Source organism: Nonomuraea sp. NPDC026600, assembly GCF_040638335.1.
GTDB lineage: Bacteria > Actinomycetota > Actinomycetes > Streptosporangiales > Streptosporangiaceae > Nonomuraea.
The window spans coordinates 230,045-250,734 of sequence record NZ_JBEZYD010000012.1; the positions used below are offsets into that span (position 1 = coordinate 230,045).

Annotated in this window: 19 protein-coding genes; 11 read left to right on the forward strand and 8 right to left on the reverse strand. The window is 70.4% G+C overall.

Annotated elements, in window-relative coordinates:
* Positions 1 to 117 precede the first annotated feature (117 nt).
* Positions 118 to 687 carry a helix-turn-helix domain-containing protein gene (locus tag AB0F17_RS28010; RefSeq protein WP_358028414.1) on the forward strand — a complete coding sequence of 190 codons (570 nt, stop codon included), beginning with the start codon at positions 118 to 120 and terminating at the stop codon, positions 685 to 687.
* Positions 688 to 741: 54 nt separating this feature from the next.
* Positions 742 to 2,835, forward strand: a complete 2,094-nt coding sequence (locus tag AB0F17_RS28015) for an acyl-CoA dehydrogenase (RefSeq protein WP_358028417.1) — start codon at positions 742 to 744, stop codon at positions 2,833 to 2,835.
* Here AB0F17_RS28015 and AB0F17_RS28020 read toward each other — a convergent pair.
* The 3 genes from AB0F17_RS28020 to ligD form a co-directional block, all read right to left on the reverse strand.
* The gene (locus AB0F17_RS28020) at positions 2,832 to 3,545 is read right to left on the reverse strand and encodes a class F sortase (protein ID WP_358028419.1); all 714 of its coding nucleotides are present in this window, start codon (positions 3,543 to 3,545) and stop codon (positions 2,832 to 2,834) included. The two genes, AB0F17_RS28015 and AB0F17_RS28020, sit on opposite strands and share 4 nt — an antisense overlap.
* Positions 3,546 to 3,642: 97 nt before the next feature.
* Positions 3,643 to 4,146, reverse strand: a complete 504-nt coding sequence (locus tag AB0F17_RS28025; RefSeq protein WP_358028422.1) for a hypothetical protein — start codon at positions 4,144 to 4,146, stop codon at positions 3,643 to 3,645.
* A 167-nt stretch (positions 4,147 to 4,313) separates the two neighbouring features.
* The gene (gene ligD, locus AB0F17_RS28030; RefSeq protein WP_358028425.1) at positions 4,314 to 5,321 is read right to left on the reverse strand and encodes a non-homologous end-joining DNA ligase; all 1,008 of its coding nucleotides are present in this window, start codon (positions 5,319 to 5,321) and stop codon (positions 4,314 to 4,316) included.
* A gap of 271 nt (positions 5,322 to 5,592) precedes the next feature.
* On the opposite strand from ligD, the gene AB0F17_RS28035 reads away from it, so the two are divergent.
* From AB0F17_RS28035 to msrB, 3 genes are all read left to right on the forward strand, one after another.
* Positions 5,593 to 6,513, forward strand: a complete 921-nt coding sequence (locus tag AB0F17_RS28035; protein WP_358028428.1) for an ABC transporter ATP-binding protein — start codon at positions 5,593 to 5,595, stop codon at positions 6,511 to 6,513.
* Positions 6,510 to 7,358: an ABC transporter permease gene (locus tag AB0F17_RS28040; RefSeq protein WP_358028430.1), complete on the forward strand. Its 849-nt coding sequence runs from the start codon at positions 6,510 to 6,512 to the stop codon at positions 7,356 to 7,358. Before AB0F17_RS28035 ends, AB0F17_RS28040 begins: the two co-directional genes overlap by 4 nt.
* A gap of 452 nt (positions 7,359 to 7,810) precedes the next feature.
* A complete protein-coding gene (msrB, locus tag AB0F17_RS28045; protein ID WP_358028433.1) occupies positions 7,811 to 8,212 on the forward strand; it encodes a peptide-methionine (R)-S-oxide reductase MsrB in 402 nt (133 codons plus the stop codon).
* Between the two features lie 305 nt (positions 8,213 to 8,517).
* On the opposite strand, the gene AB0F17_RS28050 is transcribed toward msrB, so the two are convergent.
* The 4 genes from AB0F17_RS28050 to hemG form a co-directional block, all read right to left on the reverse strand.
* The gene (locus AB0F17_RS28050) at positions 8,518 to 9,342 is read right to left on the reverse strand and encodes a patatin-like phospholipase family protein (RefSeq protein WP_358028436.1); all 825 of its coding nucleotides are present in this window, start codon (positions 9,340 to 9,342) and stop codon (positions 8,518 to 8,520) included.
* 91 nt (positions 9,343 to 9,433) lie between these two features.
* A complete protein-coding gene (locus tag AB0F17_RS28055) occupies positions 9,434 to 10,525 on the reverse strand; it encodes a hypothetical protein (protein ID WP_358028438.1) in 1,092 nt (363 codons plus the stop codon).
* Between the two features lie 103 nt (positions 10,526 to 10,628).
* Complete coding sequence (gene hemQ, locus AB0F17_RS28060; RefSeq protein ID WP_358028441.1) at positions 10,629 to 11,330, reverse strand: hydrogen peroxide-dependent heme synthase; 702 nt, start codon at positions 11,328 to 11,330, stop codon at positions 10,629 to 10,631.
* Positions 11,323 to 12,738, reverse strand: coding sequence for a protoporphyrinogen oxidase (hemG, locus tag AB0F17_RS28065; RefSeq protein ID WP_358028443.1), 1,416 nt, complete (start codon positions 12,736 to 12,738; stop codon positions 11,323 to 11,325). Before hemG ends, hemQ begins: the two co-directional genes overlap by 8 nt.
* 197 nt (positions 12,739 to 12,935) lie before the next feature.
* Here hemG and AB0F17_RS28070 point away from each other — a divergent pair, with 197 nt between their 5' ends.
* The gene (locus AB0F17_RS28070; RefSeq protein ID WP_358028445.1) at positions 12,936 to 13,886 is read left to right on the forward strand and encodes a DUF4349 domain-containing protein; all 951 of its coding nucleotides are present in this window, start codon (positions 12,936 to 12,938) and stop codon (positions 13,884 to 13,886) included.
* On the opposite strand, the gene hemE is transcribed toward AB0F17_RS28070, so the two are convergent.
* The gene (hemE, locus tag AB0F17_RS28075) at positions 13,874 to 14,824 is read right to left on the reverse strand and encodes a uroporphyrinogen decarboxylase (protein WP_358028528.1); all 951 of its coding nucleotides are present in this window, start codon (positions 14,822 to 14,824) and stop codon (positions 13,874 to 13,876) included. The two genes, AB0F17_RS28070 and hemE, sit on opposite strands and share 13 nt — an antisense overlap.
* Before the next feature lie 652 nt (positions 14,825 to 15,476).
* Between hemE and AB0F17_RS28080 the strand changes: the two genes are divergently transcribed.
* From AB0F17_RS28080 to AB0F17_RS28100, 5 genes are all read left to right on the forward strand, one after another.
* Positions 15,477 to 16,073, forward strand: coding sequence for a DUF3000 domain-containing protein (locus AB0F17_RS28080; RefSeq protein WP_219530972.1), 597 nt, complete (start codon positions 15,477 to 15,479; stop codon positions 16,071 to 16,073).
* A 45-nt stretch (positions 16,074 to 16,118) separates the two neighbouring features.
* The gene (locus AB0F17_RS28085) at positions 16,119 to 17,345 is read left to right on the forward strand and encodes a ribonuclease D (RefSeq protein ID WP_358028451.1); all 1,227 of its coding nucleotides are present in this window, start codon (positions 16,119 to 16,121) and stop codon (positions 17,343 to 17,345) included.
* A 72-nt stretch (positions 17,346 to 17,417) separates the two neighbouring features.
* Complete coding sequence (locus AB0F17_RS28090; protein WP_358028453.1) at positions 17,418 to 18,563, forward strand: Gfo/Idh/MocA family oxidoreductase; 1,146 nt, start codon at positions 17,418 to 17,420, stop codon at positions 18,561 to 18,563.
* A complete protein-coding gene (locus tag AB0F17_RS28095; RefSeq protein ID WP_358028456.1) occupies positions 18,560 to 19,720 on the forward strand; it encodes a dihydrodipicolinate synthase family protein in 1,161 nt (386 codons plus the stop codon). The genes AB0F17_RS28090 and AB0F17_RS28095 overlap by 4 nt, the downstream gene beginning before the upstream one ends.
* Positions 19,717 to 20,664, forward strand: coding sequence for a sugar phosphate isomerase/epimerase family protein (locus tag AB0F17_RS28100; RefSeq protein ID WP_358028459.1), 948 nt, complete (start codon positions 19,717 to 19,719; stop codon positions 20,662 to 20,664). Before AB0F17_RS28095 ends, AB0F17_RS28100 begins: the two co-directional genes overlap by 4 nt.
* The last annotated feature ends 26 nt before the right edge of the window (positions 20,665 to 20,690 follow it).

Here is a 20,690-nt window from a genome sequence, read left to right on the forward strand (position 1 = left end):
TCCCGTGCTTATGTCCCCTCGTGGTGGCATCGGGGATCAACCGCGACGGAGTATTGCAGAAGAAATGCTGCAGCGAAAGTTCTGCAATTCCGGGGCAAGGGGTTGTAGGCTCGCAACGTGGCGAACAGACCGGCGATCCGGCAGCTCAGTGATCCAGGCGCGCTCAAGGCGCTCGGCCATCCGCTGCGACAGCGGATCCTGCAGCATCTCGGCATTCACGGCCCGGCCACGTCCACCACGCTCAGCCGGGCGCTCGGCGAGAACACCGGGACGCTCAGCTATCACCTGCGCCAGCTTGAGCAGAACGGATTCATCGAGGACATCCCCGAGCGCTCGAACGGAAGGGAGCGCTGGTGGCGGCAGATCAGCCGCGACCTGAGGTGGCCCTCGGCGGATGAGCTGGACGAGGAGTCGCAGCAGCTCCTCGACGAGATCACCGAGTTCAAGGTCGAGGAGGAGCTGGAACTCGCCCGGCGCTTCTTCAGAGACCATCGGCGCTACGGCGAGTGGGCGAAGGCGTCCCGCGGGCTCACCCACCTGACCCGGGAAGAAATCGACGAGTTCTTCGAGGCGTACATGGAACTGCTGTCCAGATTCAGCCGCGCGCCGGACGACGCGTCGCCGGGCGCGCGGCCGATGTTCCTGAGATTCTTCACGATGCCCGCCTCCGAGGACCCGCCGTCCTGACCCCCCAGTCGCTACCTCTGGAGATCTACCGAATAAGGTTCTAGATTCGGTGGCATGGGCATCGGGCTGACCGAGGAACACCAGGCGCTGGCCACCTCCGTACGCGGGCAGGCCGAGCGGGACATGAGCCATCAGGCGCTGGCCGAGCAGGGCGTGCTCGGGCTGCACCTGCCCGAGGAGTACGGCGGGCAGGGCTACGGGCTGCTGGAGCTGGCCGTGGCGCTGGAGGTGCTCGGCGAGCGGCGCGTGCCCGGCGCCTACCTGCCGACCGTGCTCGCCTCCGCGGTGCTCGCGCGGTCCTCGGGGTCGACGGACCTGCTCAGCGGCCTCGCCGGCGGGTCGCTCACGGCGGCGGTCGCCCTGCACGGTACGGCCGGCGGCGACACGCTGCTCGCGCTGGGGTCCGCCGAGGCCGATGTCTTCCTGCTGCCCGTCGGGGACGGGGAGTGGTCGTTGTTCGAGCGCGAAGACGTCACCGCCGAGCCGTTCGAGGGCGTGGATCTGGACCGGGCCGTGTGCTCGATCGTGGGGTTCGCCGGGGCGCGGAAGCGGCCGCTCGGTGCCGTGCCGGTGCGTGAGGTGGCCGCTGTGCTGCTGGGCGCGGACGCGTGCGGGGTGGGGGCGTGGGCCGTGGCAACGGCCGCCGAGTACGCCAAGGTGCGGGAGCAGTTCGGGCGGCCGATCGGGCAGTTCCAGGGGGTCAAGCATCGGGTGGCGGCGGCGCTGGTGGCGCTGGAGCAGGCACGCGCCGCCGTCTGGGACGCGGCCAGGGCCCTGGACGAGACGATCCCCGCCCCAGGCGCCGGCGTCAGAAACCCGCCAACCGCAGACAGTTCGCGATCGTGGATTGTTGACGATGAGGCGCGGTTGGCGGTCGGGGTGGCGGCGGTGCTGGGGCCCGATGCGGCCGTACGGTGCGCGGCCGACGCGATCCAGGTGCTCGGCGGCATCGGCTACACCTACGAGCACGACGCCCATCGCTACTACCGCAGGGCCCTGTCCGACAGGATGCTGGCCGACGACCCGGGCGAGTGGGCCGAGAAGGTGGCCGGGCTGGCCGTGGCGGGGGTGCGGCGGCGGATGGAGCCCGATCTTCCGGAGGAGGCGGCGGACGTACGGGACGCGATCCGGGCCGAGGCGGCGTCCCTGCGGGCGATGGAGCGGGGAGACAGGCCGGCGAGGTTCGCCCGGGAGGGGTGGATCATGCCCTTCCTCCCGAAGCCGTGGGGGCGGGCGGCGTCACCACTGGAGCAGGTGATCATCCATCAGGAGTTCCGCGACCTCAACCGCCCGAACCTCGGCATCGCGGCCTGGGCCGTGCCGTCCATCGTCAAGTACGGCACCCCCGAGCAGGCGGAACGCTTCCTGCCCAGGACGTTCACCGGCGAGATCGTGTGGTGCCAGCTCTTCAGCGAGCCGGGCGCGGGCTCCGACCTGGCGGGCCTGTCGACGAAGGCGACGCGGGTGGAAGGCGGCTGGTCCCTGACGGGCCAGAAAATCTGGACCTCTCTCGCCCAGTACGCACATTTCGGGATATGTCTGGCGCGGACATCTCCCGAAAAATCCAAGCATGAGGGCATCACTTACTTCCTGGTGGACATGTCCACGCCGGGCATCACCGTCAGGCCGCTCAAGGAGATCAACGGCGAGGAGATCTTCAACGAGGTGTTCCTGGATGACGTCTTCGTACCCGATGACCTGGTGGTCGGCGAGGTCGACGGCGGCTGGCGGGTGGCCCGCGACACGCTGTCGCACGAACGGGTCGCGCTCGGCGACTCCTGGGGCCCCGGCTCCCAGCACACCGACATGATCGAACTCATCGGCAAGCTGCCCGGCCTCCGGCAGTCCCAGCGCGAACAGGCGGGCCGCCTCTGGGCGGAGGGCCAGGCCATCTCGGCGCTCGGCCTGCGCGTGACGCTCTCCCAGCTCTCGGGCGCCGACCCGGGAACGGCTCCCAGCGTGCGCAAACTCCTTGGCATGCGCCACGCCCAGGCCATCTCCGAGTACTGCTGGTCGCTCGACCCGTCGAACGCCCGCTGGTCACGGATGATCCTGACCACCCGGGCGTTCACCATCGGCGGCGGCACCGCCGAGGTCCAGCTGAACATCATCGCCGAACGCGCCCTCGGCCTCCCCCGCGATCCCTAGCCTTTCGGATAGTACGGCGCCGCCAGGTGGGCGAACACGATGGTGTTGTCGCGATAGCTGTGCGCCTGCCGGTCAAAGGTCCCCCCGCAGGTCACCAGCCGGAGCCCCGGGTAGTTGATCTTCCCGTACACCTTCTTGGCCGGGAAGCTCTTCTTCGGCGTGTGCTCGACCCGGTCCACCACGAACACGGCCACGGACCGGTCGGCCCGCAGCACCTGCACCTGTTCGCCGCGTTTGACGTTCTTGAGGCTCGCGAACACAGCCGGGCCGTTCTTCGTGTCGAGGTGACCGGTGATCACGGCGGCGCCGCGCCCGCCGGGGACGGCGCCGTAGCGGTACCAGCCGGCCAGGTTCGGCGGGTCGAAGGGCGGGTTCTGGATCGCTCCGGCGGCGTCGAGCCCGAGCTCCATCAGCGGCGCCGACACGCCGATCGAGGGGATGTAGACGGCCATGGGCCGCGCGGCCTTCATCGGCTTGGCGACCTTGTCGAGCGGCACGTCCAGCGACGGCAGACCGGTGGCCTTGAGCGCCCGGGGCCCGGCGGCCGCCACGGGCTCGGACTCGCCACCGCCGAGCATGCCGTTGATCCCGAACCCGATCAGCAGCACCCCGGTCAGCGAGGCCACACTCGCCCCGGCCCAGATCGCCTTCGACCCGGCCACCCGGCTCACCGTCCCGTCACTCCCGCCTCGCCCACGCCACCGTCGCACCGCCTGCTCCGCGCCCCTTTCATGCCGGCCTGCCCGCGCCACCTCAGGCCAGGCGCCCGTGAGCGCCGCCGAGCGCGTCGAGGCCGGGCCGCCTGCGTCACCGCTGGCCCGCCGGCGCCATCCTCTCCGCGTCCTCCGCGCCCTCCGCGCCCTTGCCGCGCCGCACGGCGAACCCGGTCAGCCCGGCCCCGGCGAGCAGCGCGACGCCACCCGCCGCGAACGGCCACACCGGCGGCTCGGGCACCAGCCCGCCCGCACCCGTCTCGGGATGGCCCTGCGGCATCCGGCGCTCGTCCTCGTCGACCGGCTTCCACGGCCGGTCCGGTTCCTTGGAGGGCTCCGGCTCACCGGGCGGCGACCACGAGTCGTCCGGCGCGGGCTCGCTCGACCTGCCGTCGAGCAGGTTGGGGATGGGCAGGTCAGGCACCGTGAGCGACGGCTGAACCTCGCACGGCAGGATGGGCAGCAGGCAGGTGGCCGCCGCGTTCGGCTCGTCCCGCGTGGCGGCTGAAGCGGTTCCGATGCCCGCCGCCATGCTCACGCCACCGGCCACGAAGGCAGCCAAGGCTCCGGCGGCTGCGAGACGTCGCGCTCTTGTCATTACAAGGCTCCGAATCGGTTGTCACGCCCCGAGATAGAAGGAGAGCCTCGCGAACTATTAGACTAACAGTCAAGTAATGAGACCGAAGTGAAATCAGTCACTTACTCAGCGTTTTGTCCGAGTCGGCGAACCACGAAAGTCACCTACAGCCAGTGACCACTTACAGATCAGCCTTGGTCGCTGTCCCTGGCCTTGCTGGGCTGCACGCGCTTGGGCTCGCCGGGCATCTTCGGATAGTTGGGGGGATAGGGCATGTCGCCGCGTTCGTCGTCGTGGAACCGCTCTAGCAGGGTGTCGAGCGAGTACGCCTGGTCGTCGATGGCGGCGTGGACGTCGCCCAGCTTGGCGAAGCGGGCCGGGACGGTGCGGATGTCGAAGTCGCGCGGGTCGGCGTCCGCCAGTTCGTCCCAGGTGAGCGGGGTGGAGACGGTGGCGTCCGGCCTGGCCCTGACGGAGTAGGCGCTGGCTATGGTGCGGTCGCGGGCGTTCTGGTTGAAGTCGATGAAGACCCGTTCGCCGCGTTCCTCCTTCCACCAGGCGGTCGTGACCAGGCCGGGGTCCCGCGCCTCGACGGCCCTGGCCAGGGCGATGCCCGCGTACCGCACCTGGACGAAGTCCCAGCGCGGCTCGATCCGCACGGCGATGTGCACGCCGCGGTTCCCCGAGGTCTTCACGAAGGCGGTCATCCCCAGCTCGTCCAGCACCTCGCGGGTCAGGAACGCGGCCTTGCGCGCGGCGTCGAACTCCAGGCCGGGCTGCGGGTCGAGGTCGATGCGCAGCTCGTCGGGGTGTTCGGTGTCGGCGGCGCGCACCTGCCAGGGGTGGAAGTCGATGGTGCCGAGGTTCGCGCAGTAGGCGATGGCGGCCACCTCGGTGACGCGCAACGAGTCGGCCTGGCGCCCGCTGGGGAACGTGACGGTCACGGTCTGGAGCCAGTCGGGATGCTTGGGCGGCATCCGCTTCTGGTAGATCGCCGGACTGTGCACCCCGTCGGGGTGGCGTTTCAGGTTGGTCGGCCGGTCCTTCAGCGCGCGCAGGGCGCCGTCGCCGACGCTCACGTAGTACTCGACGAGCTCGCGCTTGGTCGCCCCGATCTCCGGAAAGTACACCTTGTCGGGATTTGTGACCTTAACGGTCCGCTCCCCCACCTCAAGCTCAACAAACGGCGACGCCATGCCCCCAACCTACCCGCTCGTTCTTTTTCGATCTTGTACGGCAGGCCAGGTGAGCCCCACCCGCCCTACGGGGCTGGGGTCTATCCAGGGAAACGCTCCCCCGGCGGAGGTGGCCGAGCGCCGCGACGTGACGGCACGACCATCCGCGTTGAAGGGCTGAGACGAGCGCCAAGCAACCCGCGTTGACTAACTTCAAATTAGTCAACTATGGTTGCTTACGCGAGCTTCACCGCGCGAAGAAGACCACCCCAACCACACGAAAGGCGAAACGATGGCGACGAGCGAAGTCGTGCTCGAGGTCGACGGCCTGCGTATGCGCTACGGCACGACCGACGTCCTGCGTGACGTGAACTTCCGGGCGCATCACGGCGAGGTGCTGTGCCTGCTCGGGCCGAACGGGGCCGGAAAGACCACCTCGATCGAGATCATGGAAGGTTTCCGGATGCGGTCGGCAGGCCGGGTCGAGGTGCTCGGCACCGATCCGGCACACGCCGGCGAGCATTGGCGGGCGCGGGTGGGGATCGTCCTGCAGTCCTGGCGTGACCATGGCAAATGGCGGGTCCGCGAGCTGCTGGAGCATCTCGGCTCGTACTACGCCGCCTACTCCACCAAGATGATCAAACGGCCGTGGAACGCGGATCAGCTCGTCGCGGCGGTCGGCCTGACCGGACAGGCGGACAAGAAGGTCAGGATGCTCTCCGGCGGGCAGCGGCGCCGGCTGGATGTGGCGATCGGTCTCGTTGGCCGCCCCGAGCTGGTGTTCCTCGACGAGCCCACCGCCGGGCTCGACCCGGTGGCCCGGCGTGGTTTCCACGAACTCGTCGAAGGCCTCGCCGCGGCGGGAGAGACCACGATCCTGCTCACCACCCACGACCTGAACGAGGCCGAGAAACTCGCCGACCGCATCCTGGTCCTCGACGGAGGGCAGATCATCGCGGACGGCACGGCGGCGGAACTCGCCCGGCAGATCGCCGGTCAGGACGAAGTGCGCTGGACTCGCGACGGGCAGAGCTTCCGGCAGTCGACCACCAAGTCGACCCGGCTGGCGTTCGACCTGTTCGAGCAGTACGGCGAGGCGATCGAGAACCTCGAGGTCACCCGGGCCTCGCTGGAGGACACCTACCTCTCCCTGGTGCGCCAGGCGGAATCCACCCCAAATGAGACAGCGGCCACGGAAGAGGTAGCCCGATGAGTCCGACCGCGATGGCATGGCGTGCGGGCTGGTCCCGCGGTCTGATCGAGCTGCGGCAGTCGCTCACCAACGCCGGTGATCTCGTCAACCACTTTTTCTGGCCCACGTTGATGTTGATCACCACGTTCTTCCTGCGAGACGTGTCGTTCGGGCAGAGCGGGTTCTCCCTCGGTACCCTGGCGCTGCCGAGCATCCTCGGCATGAACGCCGCGATGTCCATGATGAGCATGAGCCAGCAGCTCACCGCCGACCGTGAGGACGGGACCCTCCTGCGGGCGAAGGCAACACCGAACGGAATGGTGGGTTATCTGCTCGGCAAGATCGTCTCGGTGTCCGGTGGTCTGCTGGTCGACCTTGCGATCTTTCTGATTCCCGGCATGTTCCTCGTTTCCGGCCTCGCGATCGGCGACCCCGGCTCCTGGCTGACCCTGAGCTGGGTGCTGGCGCTGGGGCTGGTGGCGACTCTGCCGATCGGCGCGGTGCTGGGATCGGTGTTCGTCAGCGCGCGCAGCCAGGGCTTGCTCACTCTCCCGATCCTCGGCATGATCGCGATCTCCGGAATCTTCTACCCGCTCACGGTGCTGCCGGAGTGGGTGCAGTGGATCGCCCAGGCCTTCCCGATCTACTGGCTCGGCCTGGGCATGCGCTCGGCCCTGCTGCCCGGCGGCGCGGTCACCGTCGAGATCGGCGAATCCTGGCGGCACCTGGAGACCATCGGAGTGCTCGGGGCCTGGGCCGTACTCGGCCTGCTGCTCGCGCCGGTCGTCCTGCGCCGGATGGCCCGCCGGGAGTCGGGTTCCAGCGTGGCCGAACGCCGGGAGAAGGCCCTGCAACGAATCGGGTAAGGCGAGCATCGACCACGGAACCCGGCCAAGCATGCGCACGTAACGGCGCCCAGCCCGCTCCACCGGAGGAGCGTGCCCCTGGACAGACCCCGGCCCCGTAAGGCGGGTGGGGCTCACCGTGCCTGCCGTAAAGAAAAACAAAGATTTCAGGTTGATCTGGATGAGGCGGCCCGGCCCGGAGCCGCCGCGGTGGCGGGACCGGGGGCTCGACGGGACGGACCTAAAGATCACTCAGCACCGTTCCGGGCGCTGGCGCGCCACCCGGCCGGTTTTCGGATCGTCGGCGGCGCCAGCACGGGCGTGGGCTGTGCCGCCCAGACGATCCGGCGAGTGATCTCACCTCTGGGCAGGGGGTGACGACACCCCCTTGTCGTCAAAGACGCGAATTAGTCCCAGAAGGGATGCTTCACCCAACGGAGATCTCTTTTTGCCGGATCTCGTACGCTGGAAGCATGGAAAAGGTGGTCAAGAGCGATGCCGAGTGGCGGATCCAGCTCTCTCCCGATGAGTTCCGCGTGCTCAGGGAGGCGGGCACGGAGCGCCCGTTCACCGGCGAGTACGTCGACACGAAGACCGAGGGCGTCTACTCCTGCCGGGCGTGCGGGGCTGAGCTGTTCAGGTCGGACACGAAGTTCGAGTCACACTGCGGGTGGCCGAGTTTCTTCCAGCCGTCGGAGTCGGACGCGGTCCGGCTGATCGAGGACTCCAGCCTCGGCATGACGCGGACCGAGGTGCGATGCGCGCGCTGCGACTCGCACCTGGGGCACGTCTTCCACGGCGAGGGGTACGCCACACCGACGGACGACCGTTACTGCATCAACTCCGTGTCCCTGCGGCTCGAACCCAGTGCGTGAACAACCGGCGACACCACGTGTCGATCCTGCGGGGCGGGTAAGAACACGGCTGTGAATCTTGTTCATCTTCGCCACCGCTGGCTCACGATCGAGGCCATCGGCCGCATCGTCACCCAGCGGTGCGAAGTGTGCTTCAAGACCCGCACGCGAGTGCGCTGACCGGGCGCTCCCGCCGAGCGCCCGGTCGAGGCTGCCCGCGGCCAGAGAAGCACCTTGAAGAGATCCCTTCGGTCAGGAAAGCACCCCGAGGAGACGGGAAAGCACGCTGAAGAGACGGGAAAGCACGCTGAGGACCGACGTCTTCGTCACGTCCACAGCGCGGCGACGCAGTCGACGAGCGCGGCGCCCTGGGCGTATCCGGCCTCGGCGCTGACGCCGCGCACCTCGGGGTCGAGCGGGTCGGCGCCGGCCGCCGCCACTGACGCCTCGTCGGGCTCGATCACCTCGATCTGGCCGCCCACCGCCTCGAAGCCGGGGAGGAGTTCGGGCATCGGCGCGAGGATGAGGATCCGGTCGTAGCCGGAGGCGAGGTCGGCGTTGGTCGTCGAACGCACACCGCCGTCGACATAGCGCACACCGTCGATCGTCACCGGGGGCCAGACACCCGGAACCGCGCAACTCGCCGCCACCGCGTCGACCAGCGCCACGCCCGAGCCGGGCCTGAACAGGGCGGGCTCGCCCGTGACCGCCTCCACGGCCACGATGACGAGGTCGCGGTCCGGCCAGCCGTGAACGGGCAGGCGCGCCTCGATCACCTTGCGGCGTTCGGCTTCGCTGACGGTGTCCGTGGCCAGAGCCATCGCACCGACCCTGGCCCGCTGCTCGGCCGGGTCCGCCGTGCTCTCGTAGATCTTCTGGAGGGTGGCCCACAACTGGTCCATGGGCACGCCGCTCGGGAGCTCGGGGGCCTGGAGGGCGGGGTTGGTCTGGCGTTCGAGGAGTTCGGGGAGCGACAGGCCGCTGGTGACCTGCGCGGCGACGGCGGATCCCGCCGAGGTGCCGATGATCTTGGCAGCGGAGCCGGCCACGTCCAGTCCGCCGGCGGCCAGGGCGGCCAGCACGCCGGTGGTCCACGCGATCCCGGCGACCCCGCCGCCGCCCATCACCAGTGCCCGTTTGATCTCGCTCACGAAAGGCCCCCTCGCCCGCTCCGGAAAATGTCGATCACACAAACCCAAACGAGCCGGGAGCCGGTCGTCTTCCCTGGTGCGGACGGGTTGGCTAGTCGGGTTCGGGGTGGGTGACGCGGCAGGTCTTGTCGGCGGGGCCGAGGATGTTGGCCAGGACCGGGTTGCCGTTCTCACCGAACTTGGCCTGGACGAAGACGATCGGGTTCGGCTCTCCGCTCTCCCTCAGGTACTGCAGGCCGCGTTCGCACAGCGTGATGGCCTGGCTGGAGTTGCCGGCCGACTCCGGAAGGTCGGTGTATATGCGGAGATATCCGCCCACGCTGCGGATGTCCTTGAGACGTCTGGCCGCCTTGTCGTCCGGGGGCCAGTGGGTGCGGAAGTACTCGGCCGCCTCCTGGTCGGTGTGTGTCGAGGGACCGTCGGCCTTGTAGTCGGACGGGTCGTCTCCCGTCGACGGGTCGACGGCGCCGGTGTCCAGGGGCGCTTCAGCCTGGGGGTCGCCTCCTGTGACGAAACCCGCCGTGGCGCCTGCTGAGGCCGGGGTGCCGGCCGAGGCGGGCGTGCCTGCTGAGGCCGGGGTGCCGTTCTTCGAGCCGCCCGAGGGCGGGGCGCCTCCGGAGCGAGGGGTGCTCGCCGGGGTCGGGACGACGCTCATCGGGATGCGGGTCGTGCCGCCCCGCGCGAGGTCCGGCGTTCCCGAACCACCGTCCCCGGCCGAGCCGCTGCCGGAACTCGTACCTCCGGATGGGCGCGCGTCTTCAAAAATACGGCTCGCGTCCGATCGGGGCGCCGGCGTGCCGTCCGTGCCGAGCAGCCACAAGGTCACACCTGCCAGCACCGCCGCCCCCGCGGACAGCCCCACGGCCCACGGACGCCGTTCCCACAGACGCCGGGCCTGGGGACGGCGCCGCCGCCCAGCCCGCCGGGACCTCGGCGGCGGCCCGTACGCGGAGACCGCCGCACGCCGCTCGGAGGGTTCGAAGAGCGTGCGACGGCCCGGCGGAGGCCGCTCGGGGGGTTCGAAGAGCGTGCGGTCCCGGGGTCGCCGAGCGGATGGGCGCTCGCTGGTCGCGGCGTCGCCGCGCAGGCCCGGCGGAGGCGTGGTGGACCGTTCCGCCGCGTGTCGCCCAGAGCCGTGCCCTTCCGACCGCCGCACTCCGCCCGCCCCCTTGGAACGTGACACCCTCGCTCGCACCGCACAGGCAAGGGAATTCCCATGATTGTGACAAGAGGCGGTAGATCAATTCAGTTGGATCCCCAACTTGGGGCGGCAGTGACGAGAGTGGTTACGGCAGCGCCGTGATGAGCTCCTGGACGGGCTTGCGCACGCCGGTGTAGAACGGCACCTCGATGCGCGTGTGCTCGCGCGCCTTGGCCCCCCGCAGATGACGCATCAGGTCGACGATCCGGTGCAGCTCGTCGGCCTCGAACGCCAGCATCCACTCGTAGTCGTTCAGCGCGAAGCACGACACCGTGTTGGCCCGGACGTCCGGATAGTCACGCGCCATGTGACCGTGCTCGGCCAGCATCGCCCGCCGCTCGGCGTCGTCGAGCAGGTACCACTCCAGCGAGCGGACGAACGGGTAGACGCTCACGTAGGGACGCGGCTCCTCCTCGGCCAGGAAGGCCGGGATGTGTGACTTGTTGAACTCGGCCGGCCGGTGCAGCGCCATCGCCGACCAGACCGGCGCGCTGTGGCGGCCGAGCGCGGTGCGGCGGAAGCGGGAGTAGACGTCCTGCAGGTCCTCGGCCGTCGGCGCGTGCCACCAGAACATGTAGTCGGCGTCGGCCCGGAACCCCGCCACGTCGTAGAGACCGCGGGTGACGACGTCCTTCAGCGCCGCCTCCTCCAGCAGGTCGACGACCTCGCCGATCATGTTCTCGCGGTTGTCGGGACACGGGTCGGTCGCCTTGAAGACGGACCACATCGTGTAGCGGATCACCTGGTTCAGATCGCGGGCCTTCGGCCGCGGTGCGCCTTCAGTCATGAGTCCATTGTCCTTCCGGCGAGAGGTGGTCCAGAATCCGGGCCGCGGCCGTACGCGCGGTGGAGACGCACGCGGGGATGCCGAGCCCGTCGTAGGCCGCCCCGCACACCGCCAGCCCGGGTTGCCCGGCGACCGCCGCGCGGATGCGGGCCACCCGGTCGAGGTGGCCGACGTTGTACTGCGGCAGCGCCCCGCCCCAGCGCGACACCCGGGTGTCGACCGGCAGCCCGCGTACGCTCATCACGCCGCCCATCTCGGCCGTGGCCAGCGAGACGAGCTCGGAGTCGTCGCGCTGGAGCAGTTGTTCCTCGCCGATCCGGCCGATGGAGCAGCGCACCAGCACCAGGTCGCCCGCCAGGTGCGGCCACTTGACCGAGCTGAACGTGACCGCCTTGACCGGCCGCCCCTCGACCGGCGGGACGAGGTAGCCGCTGCCCGTCGGCGGTGTGGGGAAGGCGTCGACGGCGTAGGCGAGGGTGACGATGGCCATGCTGGCGTAGTCGATCCGGTCCAGCTCGCTCGCCGCCTTGGGCACCTCGGCCCGCAGCAGCCTGGCGGCGGCGGCTCCCGGCGTGGCGATGATCACCGCGTCCGCGTCGATGACCTCGGGTCTCGGCACGGGGCCGGTCACGATCCGCCAGCCGTGTTCAGTGCGGTGCAGCTCGCGTACGGTGACGCCGGTCCTGACGTCGGCGCCCGACGCCTTGGCGACCGCTTCCGGCAGGCTGCCGAGCCCGGTCCTGAGCGAGGTGAAGACGGGTCCCGCGTCCCGGGGCGCCTCCTCCACGATCTGCCTGGTCACCGTGAGCAGCGAACGCTCGGCGCGCGCGGCGGCGGCGATCCCCGGCATCGTGGCCTCCAGCGACAGCCGGTCGGCCCGGCCCGCGTAGACGCCGCCGAGCAGCGGCTCGACCAGCCGGTCGAGCACCTCGCCGCCCATCCTGGCCCGGATGTAGGAGGCTACGGAGACGTCGGTGCGTACCAGGGTGGCGGGCAGGATCTGGTCGAGCGGCACGCGGGCCAGCCCGCCGGGCGACACGATGCCGGATTTCGCCAGTTCCATGAGGTCGGCGGGCACGCCCATGACCTGCCCCTTGGGCATCGGCCGCAGCGCGCCCCGGGTGTAGATGGCGGCGCGGGTGACGCCGGGGTCCACCAGGTCGTCGCCGAGCCCGACGGCCTTGGCGAGCTCCTTGCCCTCGGGCCGTCTGGCCAGCATGGCCTCCGCGCCCGCGTCGATGTTGACGCCCGCGACCTCTGAGACGAGCAGCTTGCCGCCGATGCGCGGGCTGCCTTCCAGCACGGTCACCTTCACGCGCTCGCCCGCGCCCTGCTTGAGGTGCCACGCGGCGGCCAGCCCGGAGATCCCGCCCCCGATGACGACCACGTGCGCCTGTTTACCTGCCACCCCCTGACGCTACCTGTTTATGGCCTCACTCCGTTCGGCGGGCTCGGTCGCCTCACGCCGCCGCCTTCCCCCGTCGCTCTGGTCGCTACGCTCCCGGCGCTCCTCCTCCAGGCGACGGCGCTCCCTCGCCGGGGGCGCGTGACCGGACCGTGACGCCCGCGGTCAAACCCGCCCGAGTCGCCGCTCGTCTTATGTTCATGGAGAGATTCCGGTTCGGCGTAGCGTTAACGGCCGCCTGCGCGGTCCTGGTCCTGTCAGGCTGCGGTGGTAGTGGGTCGTCCACCTCAGAACGGGCCATAGCCCCGGCAGCGGCGGCGCCCGAGGCGGCGTCCGGCCAGAGCGGGGAGTCGAATGCCGCCCAGGACAGCGCGTCCACCGCACAAAGGCAGCCGGCCGCCAAATCCGCCGAGAACATCGCCTCGAACGTCAAAGTGACCCAGGAGGACCGCCAGGTCATCTACACGGCGAGCATGACCGTACGGGCCAAGGAGGTCACGGGGGCGGCGCTCCAGGCCAAGCAGATCGTCACCACGGCCGGCGGCTACCTGTCGAAGGAGGAGTCGAACTCCGCCGAGGGCAGCGAGGCCAGCGCCATGCTGGAGTTCAAGATCCCGCCCGCCCGCTACGGCGAGGTGGTCACCGCGCTCGGCAAGAACCTCGGCAAGCAGTTGTCGCTCCAGCAGGGCACCCAGGACGTCACGCTGCAGGTGGCCGACGTCAACAGCCGGTTGAAGTCGGCGCAGCAGGCGCTCGACTCGCTGCGCACGCTGCTGAAGAAGGCCGACACGATCGGCCAGGTCCTGCAGGTCGAGCGGGAGATCTCCGGCCGCGAGGCCGACCTGGAGTCGCTGCAGGCCCAGCAGAAGGAGCTGGCCACCCAGGTCGGCATGGCCACGCTCACGCTCAGGCTGGTTGGCCCCGTCGCGGTCGTGGAGGAGCCGTCAGAGGAGCCGGCCGGCTTCCTCGGCGGCCTGAAGGTGGGATGGGCGGCGCTGGTCGGGTTCGTGAAGGTCGCGCTGACGGTCGTCGGCGCGCTGCTGCCGTGGCTGATCGTGGTCGTGCCCCTGATCGCCCTGCCGGTCTTCCTCGTACGGCGCCGCCGCCCGGCGCGCCCGGCGGCGGCCCCGGCGGAGACTCAGGCTTCGTGAACCAGGTCGGTCAGCCGCTTGAGCTGGTCGGGGTCGGTCGAGGGCAGCACGCCGTGACCGAGGTTGAAGACGTGGCCCTCGGCCGCCTCGCCACGGCGCAGCACCTCGCGGGCCTTGCGCTCGACGACCTCCCACGGGGCCAGCAGGAGGGCGGGGTCGAGGTTGCCCTGCAGCGCCTTGCCCGGCCCCACGCGGCGGGCGGCCTCGTCGAGCGGCACCCGCCAGTCGACGCCCACCACGTCGGCCCCGGCCTCGCCGAGCAGGCTCAGCAGCTCGCCGGTGCCCACGCCGAAGTGGATGCGCGGCACGTCGAGGTCGGCCAGCCCGTCGAAGATGCGACGCGTGTGGGGCAGCACGAACTCGCGGTAGTCGTCGGGGGCCACCGCGCCCACCCACGAGTCGAACAGCTGGACGGCCGACGCCCCGGCCCGGACCTGGACGCGCAGGTGCTCCAGGACGATGGTGCTGAGCCGGTCCATCAGCGCGTGCCACAGCGCCGGTTCGCCGTACATCATGGCCTTGGTGCGGTCGTGGTTCCTGGACGGGCCGCCCTCGATGAGGTAGGCGCCGAGCGTGAACGGCGCGCCCGCGAAGCCGATCAGCGGCGTGGCGCCCAGCTCGCCGGTCAGCGCCTCGATCGCCTCGGTCACGTAGGGCACGTCGCCGGGCTCCAGCGGGCGCAGCGCCTCGATCCCGGCGGCGTCGCGGATCGGGTCGGCCACGACCGGGCCGACTCCCGGCTTGATGTCGAGGTCGACGCCGATGGCCTTGAGCGGCACGACGATGTCGCTGAAGAAGATGGCCGCGTCGACGCCGTAGCGGCGGACGGGCTGCAGGGTGATCTCGACGATGAGGTCGGGCGTCGCGCACGCGGTGAGCATCGGCACGCCCTCGCGGACCTTCAGGTATTCGGGCAGCGAGCGCCCTGCCATCCGCATGTACCAGACCGGGGTGTGCGGAGTGGGCTGGCGGCGGCAGGCCCGCAGGAACGCTGAGTCGGCGAGATTCACCCTCCAAGGGTGCCATGACCTCGCGCCGGTCCGGCCACCGGTGCGAGGTGTCGGAAAAGTATGCATTGATTGGGCCAAATCATGATCAGATAGCCAGATGGATGTTTACCGGTCGGCTCGGCATCGGCGGCGCACACGGGTCGTCCACACCCCATGGGCGACCAGAAAGCCGGTCTCGTCTGGACCAAAAGTTGGCCAAGCCACCGCGCGGCATCGATTCAGCATCCACTTTCGGGACACGCCGAGCGCGTTGCGGCGAATTGTCATCGTGCCGTGCCAACGTCGGAGCGACGACCCGAAGAAAGGCTCCGGTGCGATGACCGCGTTGTGGGGTTCCCCAGGACACCGCAGTGAGCACTGCGCTCCCTGCGCCGGCGAGCGGCTGTTCGAGCAACCTCCGTGTCTCGATGGGCACGAGCCGGGCGAGTGCCCGGAGTGGGCCCGCGCCGACCGCGGCCACACGACCATCCTCGGCGGGATCGCTCTGCCGGTCCGTCAGCTAGCTATGGCATCGGTTTGATCGCGAACTATGAGCACCCCCGTGGTCCCCTTCCGCCCGTCTTCGACCTACGCTTCGGCTATGACCCTCGGTGAGCAGCCACCGGCCCCCGCCTCCTTCAGGCGCGCGGTCGAAAGCCTGCGTCAGGCCGAGGTCCGGCCGGAGATCGAGCTCGAAGACCTGCCCGCGCCCCAGCGGCTGGCCCCCTTCGCGGCCGCGATCGGCGCCTCGGTCTACCGCGAGGACGACGAACTCGCGGTCGGCAGGCTGATCCTGCTCTTCGACCCCGACGGCCAGCGCGGCTGGGAGGGTCCGTTCCGGCTGGTCGCCTACGTCAGGGCCGACATGGAGCCGGAGATCACCTCCGACCCCCTGCTCGGCCCCGTCGCGTGGAGCTGGCTCACCGAAGCGCTCGAGGCCCATCAGGCCGACTACTCCGCCGCTGGCGGTACCGTGACTAGAGCCGTGTCCGAGGGGTTCGGCAACAAGGCCGAAGATCCGGTCACCACCGAGCTAGAGCTGAGGGCGTCCTGGTCGCCCGCGCATGAGGATCTCTCCGGCCACGTGGCCGCCTGGTGCGATCTCATGTGCCTGGCGGCCGGGATCCCACCGCTCCCTCCCGACGTGGCCGCCATGCCACGCCGACGTGAAGATCCGGAGAGTGACCGTACGAAGTGAGGGCACCAGTCAATACCGCACAAGGGTCATGAGGTCGGTGAACTCATGACAGAAGAACGAACCGTCGTCCCACTGCTGGAGCCGCGTGAAGGCATCCCGCAGGTCGTCGAGGATGCCGCGTCTTTGGCGCGCGTCGTCGAGGCCTTCGGGGCCGGCACCGGTCCCGTCGCGGTCGACGCCGAGCGGGCCTCCGGCTACCGCTACGGCAACCGCGCGTACCTGGTGCAACTGCGCCGGGTGGGCGCGGGCAGCGCGCTGATCGACCCGATCGCCTGCCCCGACCTGTCGGAGCTGGACGAGGCCGTGTCGGGCGCGGAGATCGTGCTGCACGCCGCATCGCAGGATCTGGCGTGCCTGCTGGAGGTCGGGTTCAGGCCGCGTGACATGTTCGACACCGAGCTGGCGGGCCGGTTGCTCGGCTACGAGCGGGTGGGGCTCGGCACGATGGTCGAGACCGTGCTGGGGCTGCGGCTGGAGAAGGGCCACTCGGCGGCCGACTGGTCGACCAGGCCGCTGCCCGAAGACTGGCTGCGCTACGCCGCGCTCGACGTCGAGGTGCTGGTCGAGCTCCGCGACGTGCTCTACGAGGAGCTGGTGGAGAGCGGCAAGCTGGAGTGGGCACGCGAGGAGTTCGCCACCGTGCTCAACACCCCGCCGCCGGTCCCCCGCTCCGATCCGTGGCGCCGTACGTCGGGCATCCACAAGGTACGCAACATGCGGGCGCTGGCGATCGTGCGTGAGCTGTGGACCATGCGCGACCGCATCGCCCGCGAGAGCGACCTGGCGCCCGGCCGGGTGCTGCCCGACTCGGCGATCGTCACGGCCGCGCTGGAGGTGCCACGCACCAAGAAGGCGCTCACCGAGATCTCGGCGTTCACCGGACGCAGCGCGCGCAGGCACATGACCGACTGGCTGGCCGCGGTGAGCAGGGCGCGCGGGCTGCCCGAATCCGAGCTTCCGCAGCCGAGCACGCCCGGCGACGGGCCGCCCCCGGCCAACCGCTGGGCCGACCGCGATCCGGCGGCGGCCAAACGGCTCGCCGCCGCCCGCGCCGTCGTGGCCGCGCTCGCCGACGAGCATCGCATGCCCACGGAGAATCTGCTGCAGCCCGACGCGGTGCGCAGGCTCACCTGGGAGCCGCCGGAAGAGATCACCGACGACGCCGTGACCGCCCGGCTGCGCGGGCTCGGCGCCCGCGAATGGCAGCTCTCCCTCACCGCCCATCCGCTCGCCAAGGCACTGGCCCGGCTGGAAACCAAGGGCGAGCTCTAGGTACGGCCCACTTGACGCCCCCACGGGGGCGGCCTTACCGTTCGGGAAAGCGCTTTCCGTGAAAGGATCCTCATGAGCGTGCGCACCATCGGCGTCGTGATGAACGGCGTCACCGGCCGGATGGGCTACCGCCAGCACCTGGTCCGCTCGGTTCTGGCCATCAACGAGCAGGGCGGAGTGGTCCTCTCCGACGGCAGCCGGGTCAAGCTCAGGCCGGTCCTGGTGGGCAGGAGCTCGGACAAGCTTTCCAAGATCGCTGCCGATCACCATATTTCCCGCTACACCACTGACCTCGACGCGGCCCTGGCCGACGACGACAACCTCATCTACTTCGACGCCCAGGTCACGGGTGCCAGGGTGAAGGCGGTGCTCAAGGCCATCGAGGCGGGCAAGCACATCTACGCCGAGAAGCCCACGGCCGAGTCCGTCCAGGAGGCGGTCGCGCTGGCCGAGGCGGCCGAGGCCAAGGGCGTCAAGAACGGCGTGGTGCAGGACAAGCTGTTCCTGCCGGGCCTGCTCAAGCTGAAGCGCCTCATCGACGGCGGCTTCTTCGGCCAGATCCTCTCGGTGCGGGGTGAGTTCGGCTACTGGGTGTTCGAGGGCGACTGGCAGGAGGCCCAGCGGCCGTCGTGGAACTACCGTGCCGAGGACGGCGGCGGCATCGTGCTCGACATGTTCCCGCACTGGCACTACGTGATGGAGAACCTGTTCGGCCGCGTCGAGTCCGTCTACGCCAAGGCCGTGACGCACGTTCCCCAGCGGGTCGACGAGCAGGGCAAGGTCTACGCGGCCACCGCCGACGACGCCGCGTACGGCATCTTCGAGCTGGCGGGCGGCGTGATCGCCCAGATCAACTCCTCCTGGACCGTCCGCGTCAACCGCGACGAGCTGGTGGAGTTCCAGGTGGACGGCACGCACGGCAGCGCGGTCGCGGGACTGCGCAACTGCCGCTTCCAGCACCGCGCCGCCACCCCCAAGCCGGTCTGGAACCCCGACCTGCCCGCCACGGCCCGCTTCCGCGAGGGCTGGCAGGAAGTGCCGGACAACGCCGACTTCGACAACGGCTTCAAGATCCAGTGGGAGCAGTTCATCCGCCACGTGTGCGAGGACGCGCCGTTCCCGAACGACTTCGCCTCGGGCGCGCGCGGCGTGCAGCTCGCCGAGCTGGGCCTGCGCTCCTCCGCCGAGGGCCGCCGGATCGAGGTGCCCCACCTGTGAACATCGACCTGCCCGGCGGCTCGTACACCCTGCGTGAGCCTGTGACCTGGCCCGTCGTCGAGCAGCCGGCGGCCGGCCGCGTCGTGTACGCGGCCGCGCACGTGGTGGCCGACCCGCTCGGCGACAACACGCCCGGCTCCCCCGCCGCCGTCGACTGGGACGCCACGCTCCGGTTCCGCAGGCACCTGTGGTCGCACGGCCTGCGCGTCGCCGACGCCATGGACACCGCCCAGCGCAACATGGGCCTGGACTGGGCCGCCACGAAGGAGCTCATCCGGCGCAGCGCCGACGAGGCCCGCTCGTTCGGCGACCCCGCCGCGCTGGTGGCCTGCGGCGCGGGCACCGACCACGCCCCCGACGCGGCCGACCTGCGCGCGATCACCGCTGCCTATACGGAGCAGGTGGAGACCGTGCAGACGGCGGGCGCCGGGGTGATCATCATGGCCTCGCGGCAGCTCGCGCGGGTGGCGAGCGGGCCCAAGGACTACCACCAGGTGTACGGAGAGCTGCTCGGGCGGGCCGACCGGCCGGTGATCCTGCACTGGCTGGGCGAGATGTTCGACCCGCAGTTGGCCGGTTACTGGGGCTCGCCGGATGTGGGCACGGCCACGGAGTCGTTCCTGGAGCTGATCCACGCCCACGCCTCGATGGTGGACGGGGTGAAGGTGTCCCTGCTCGACGAGGAGCACGAGGTGGGGCTGCGGGCCGCGTTGCCCGCGGGGGTCCGGCTTTATACCGGGGACGACTTCAACTACCCGTCGTTGATCAAGTCGGGGTCGCACGCGCTGCTGGGCATCTTCGACGCGATCGCTCCGGCGGCGGCCGCGGCGTTGCGGGCACTGGACGCGGCCGAACAGGGCACCGGCGCAGAGGCCACCCGAAATTTCGCACTTTACGATGAGATCTTGGCGCCGACCGTGCCTCTGTCCCGGAAGATCTTCGAGTCGCCGACGTACAACTACAAGACCGGCATCGTCTTCCTGGCCTGGCTGAACGGCCACCAGGACGCGTTCGCCATGGTGAACGGCGCCCAGTCGGCCCGCTCGCTGGTCCACCTGTCGGAGGTGTTCCGCCTCGCCGACCAGGCCGGGCTGCTGGCCGACCAGGAGCTGGCCGTACGGAGGATGAAGGCGTTGCTGGCGGTGAACGGGCTGTGAGCCTCGCACTCAACCAGCGGACGACCAAGCGGTGGTCGGTGGCGGAGGCCGTCGAGGGCTGCGTACGGCATGGCCTGGAGGCCGTGGGGCTGTGGCGCGAGGAGGTGGCCGAACAGGGGCTGGCCGAGAGCGTCAAGCTGGTCCGCGACGCCGGGCTGCGCGTGTCGTCGCTGTGCCGTGGCGGCTTCCTCACGACCCCCGGCGATCCGGCGAGCGGCACGGCCGGTCGCGTGCCCAGCGGCGCAGCCGGTCGAGTGCCCAGCGGCGCGGCGGGCAGTGCGCGGCAGGCGGCGCTCGACGACAACCGGCGGGCCATCGATGAGGCCGCGGAGCTGGGAGCTGCCTGCCTGGTCATGGTCGTCGGCGGCCTCCCGGGCGTCAGACCGGGCGAACCGCTGCCGGGCGAGCCAGACGCCGAGGGGCGGGCCCCCCTGTTCTCGCGCGATCTGGCCGGGGCGCGCGAGCAGGTGGCCGAGGCGCTGGAGGTGCTGGCCCCGTACGCCGGTGAGCGGGGCGTCAAGCTGGCGCTGGAGCCGCTGCATCCGATGTACTGCGCCGACAGGGCCGTCCTGTCGACACTGGCCCAGGCGGTCGACCTGTGCCTGCCGTATCCGGAGGAGCAGGTCGGGGTGGTGGTCGACACCTTCCACGTGTGGTGGGACCCGCGGCTGTTCGAGGAGATCGCCAGGGCGGGCAGGCGGATCGCGTCGTACCAGGTGTGCGACTTCCTGCAGCCGCTTCCGGCGGACGTGCTGCTGGGGCGGGGGATGATGGGCGACGGAGTGATCGACTTCCCGCCGATCACCCGTGCCGTGGCCGAGGCCGGGTACACGGGAGACGTCGAAGTGGAGATCTTCAACGCCGACATCTGGGCCGCCGACCCGGACGAGGTGGTGGCCACCATGAAGCGCCGCTACGCCCAGGTGGTGACCGGCGCCCCGTAACGCCCCGGCCGTGGCCGGCCTGGCCG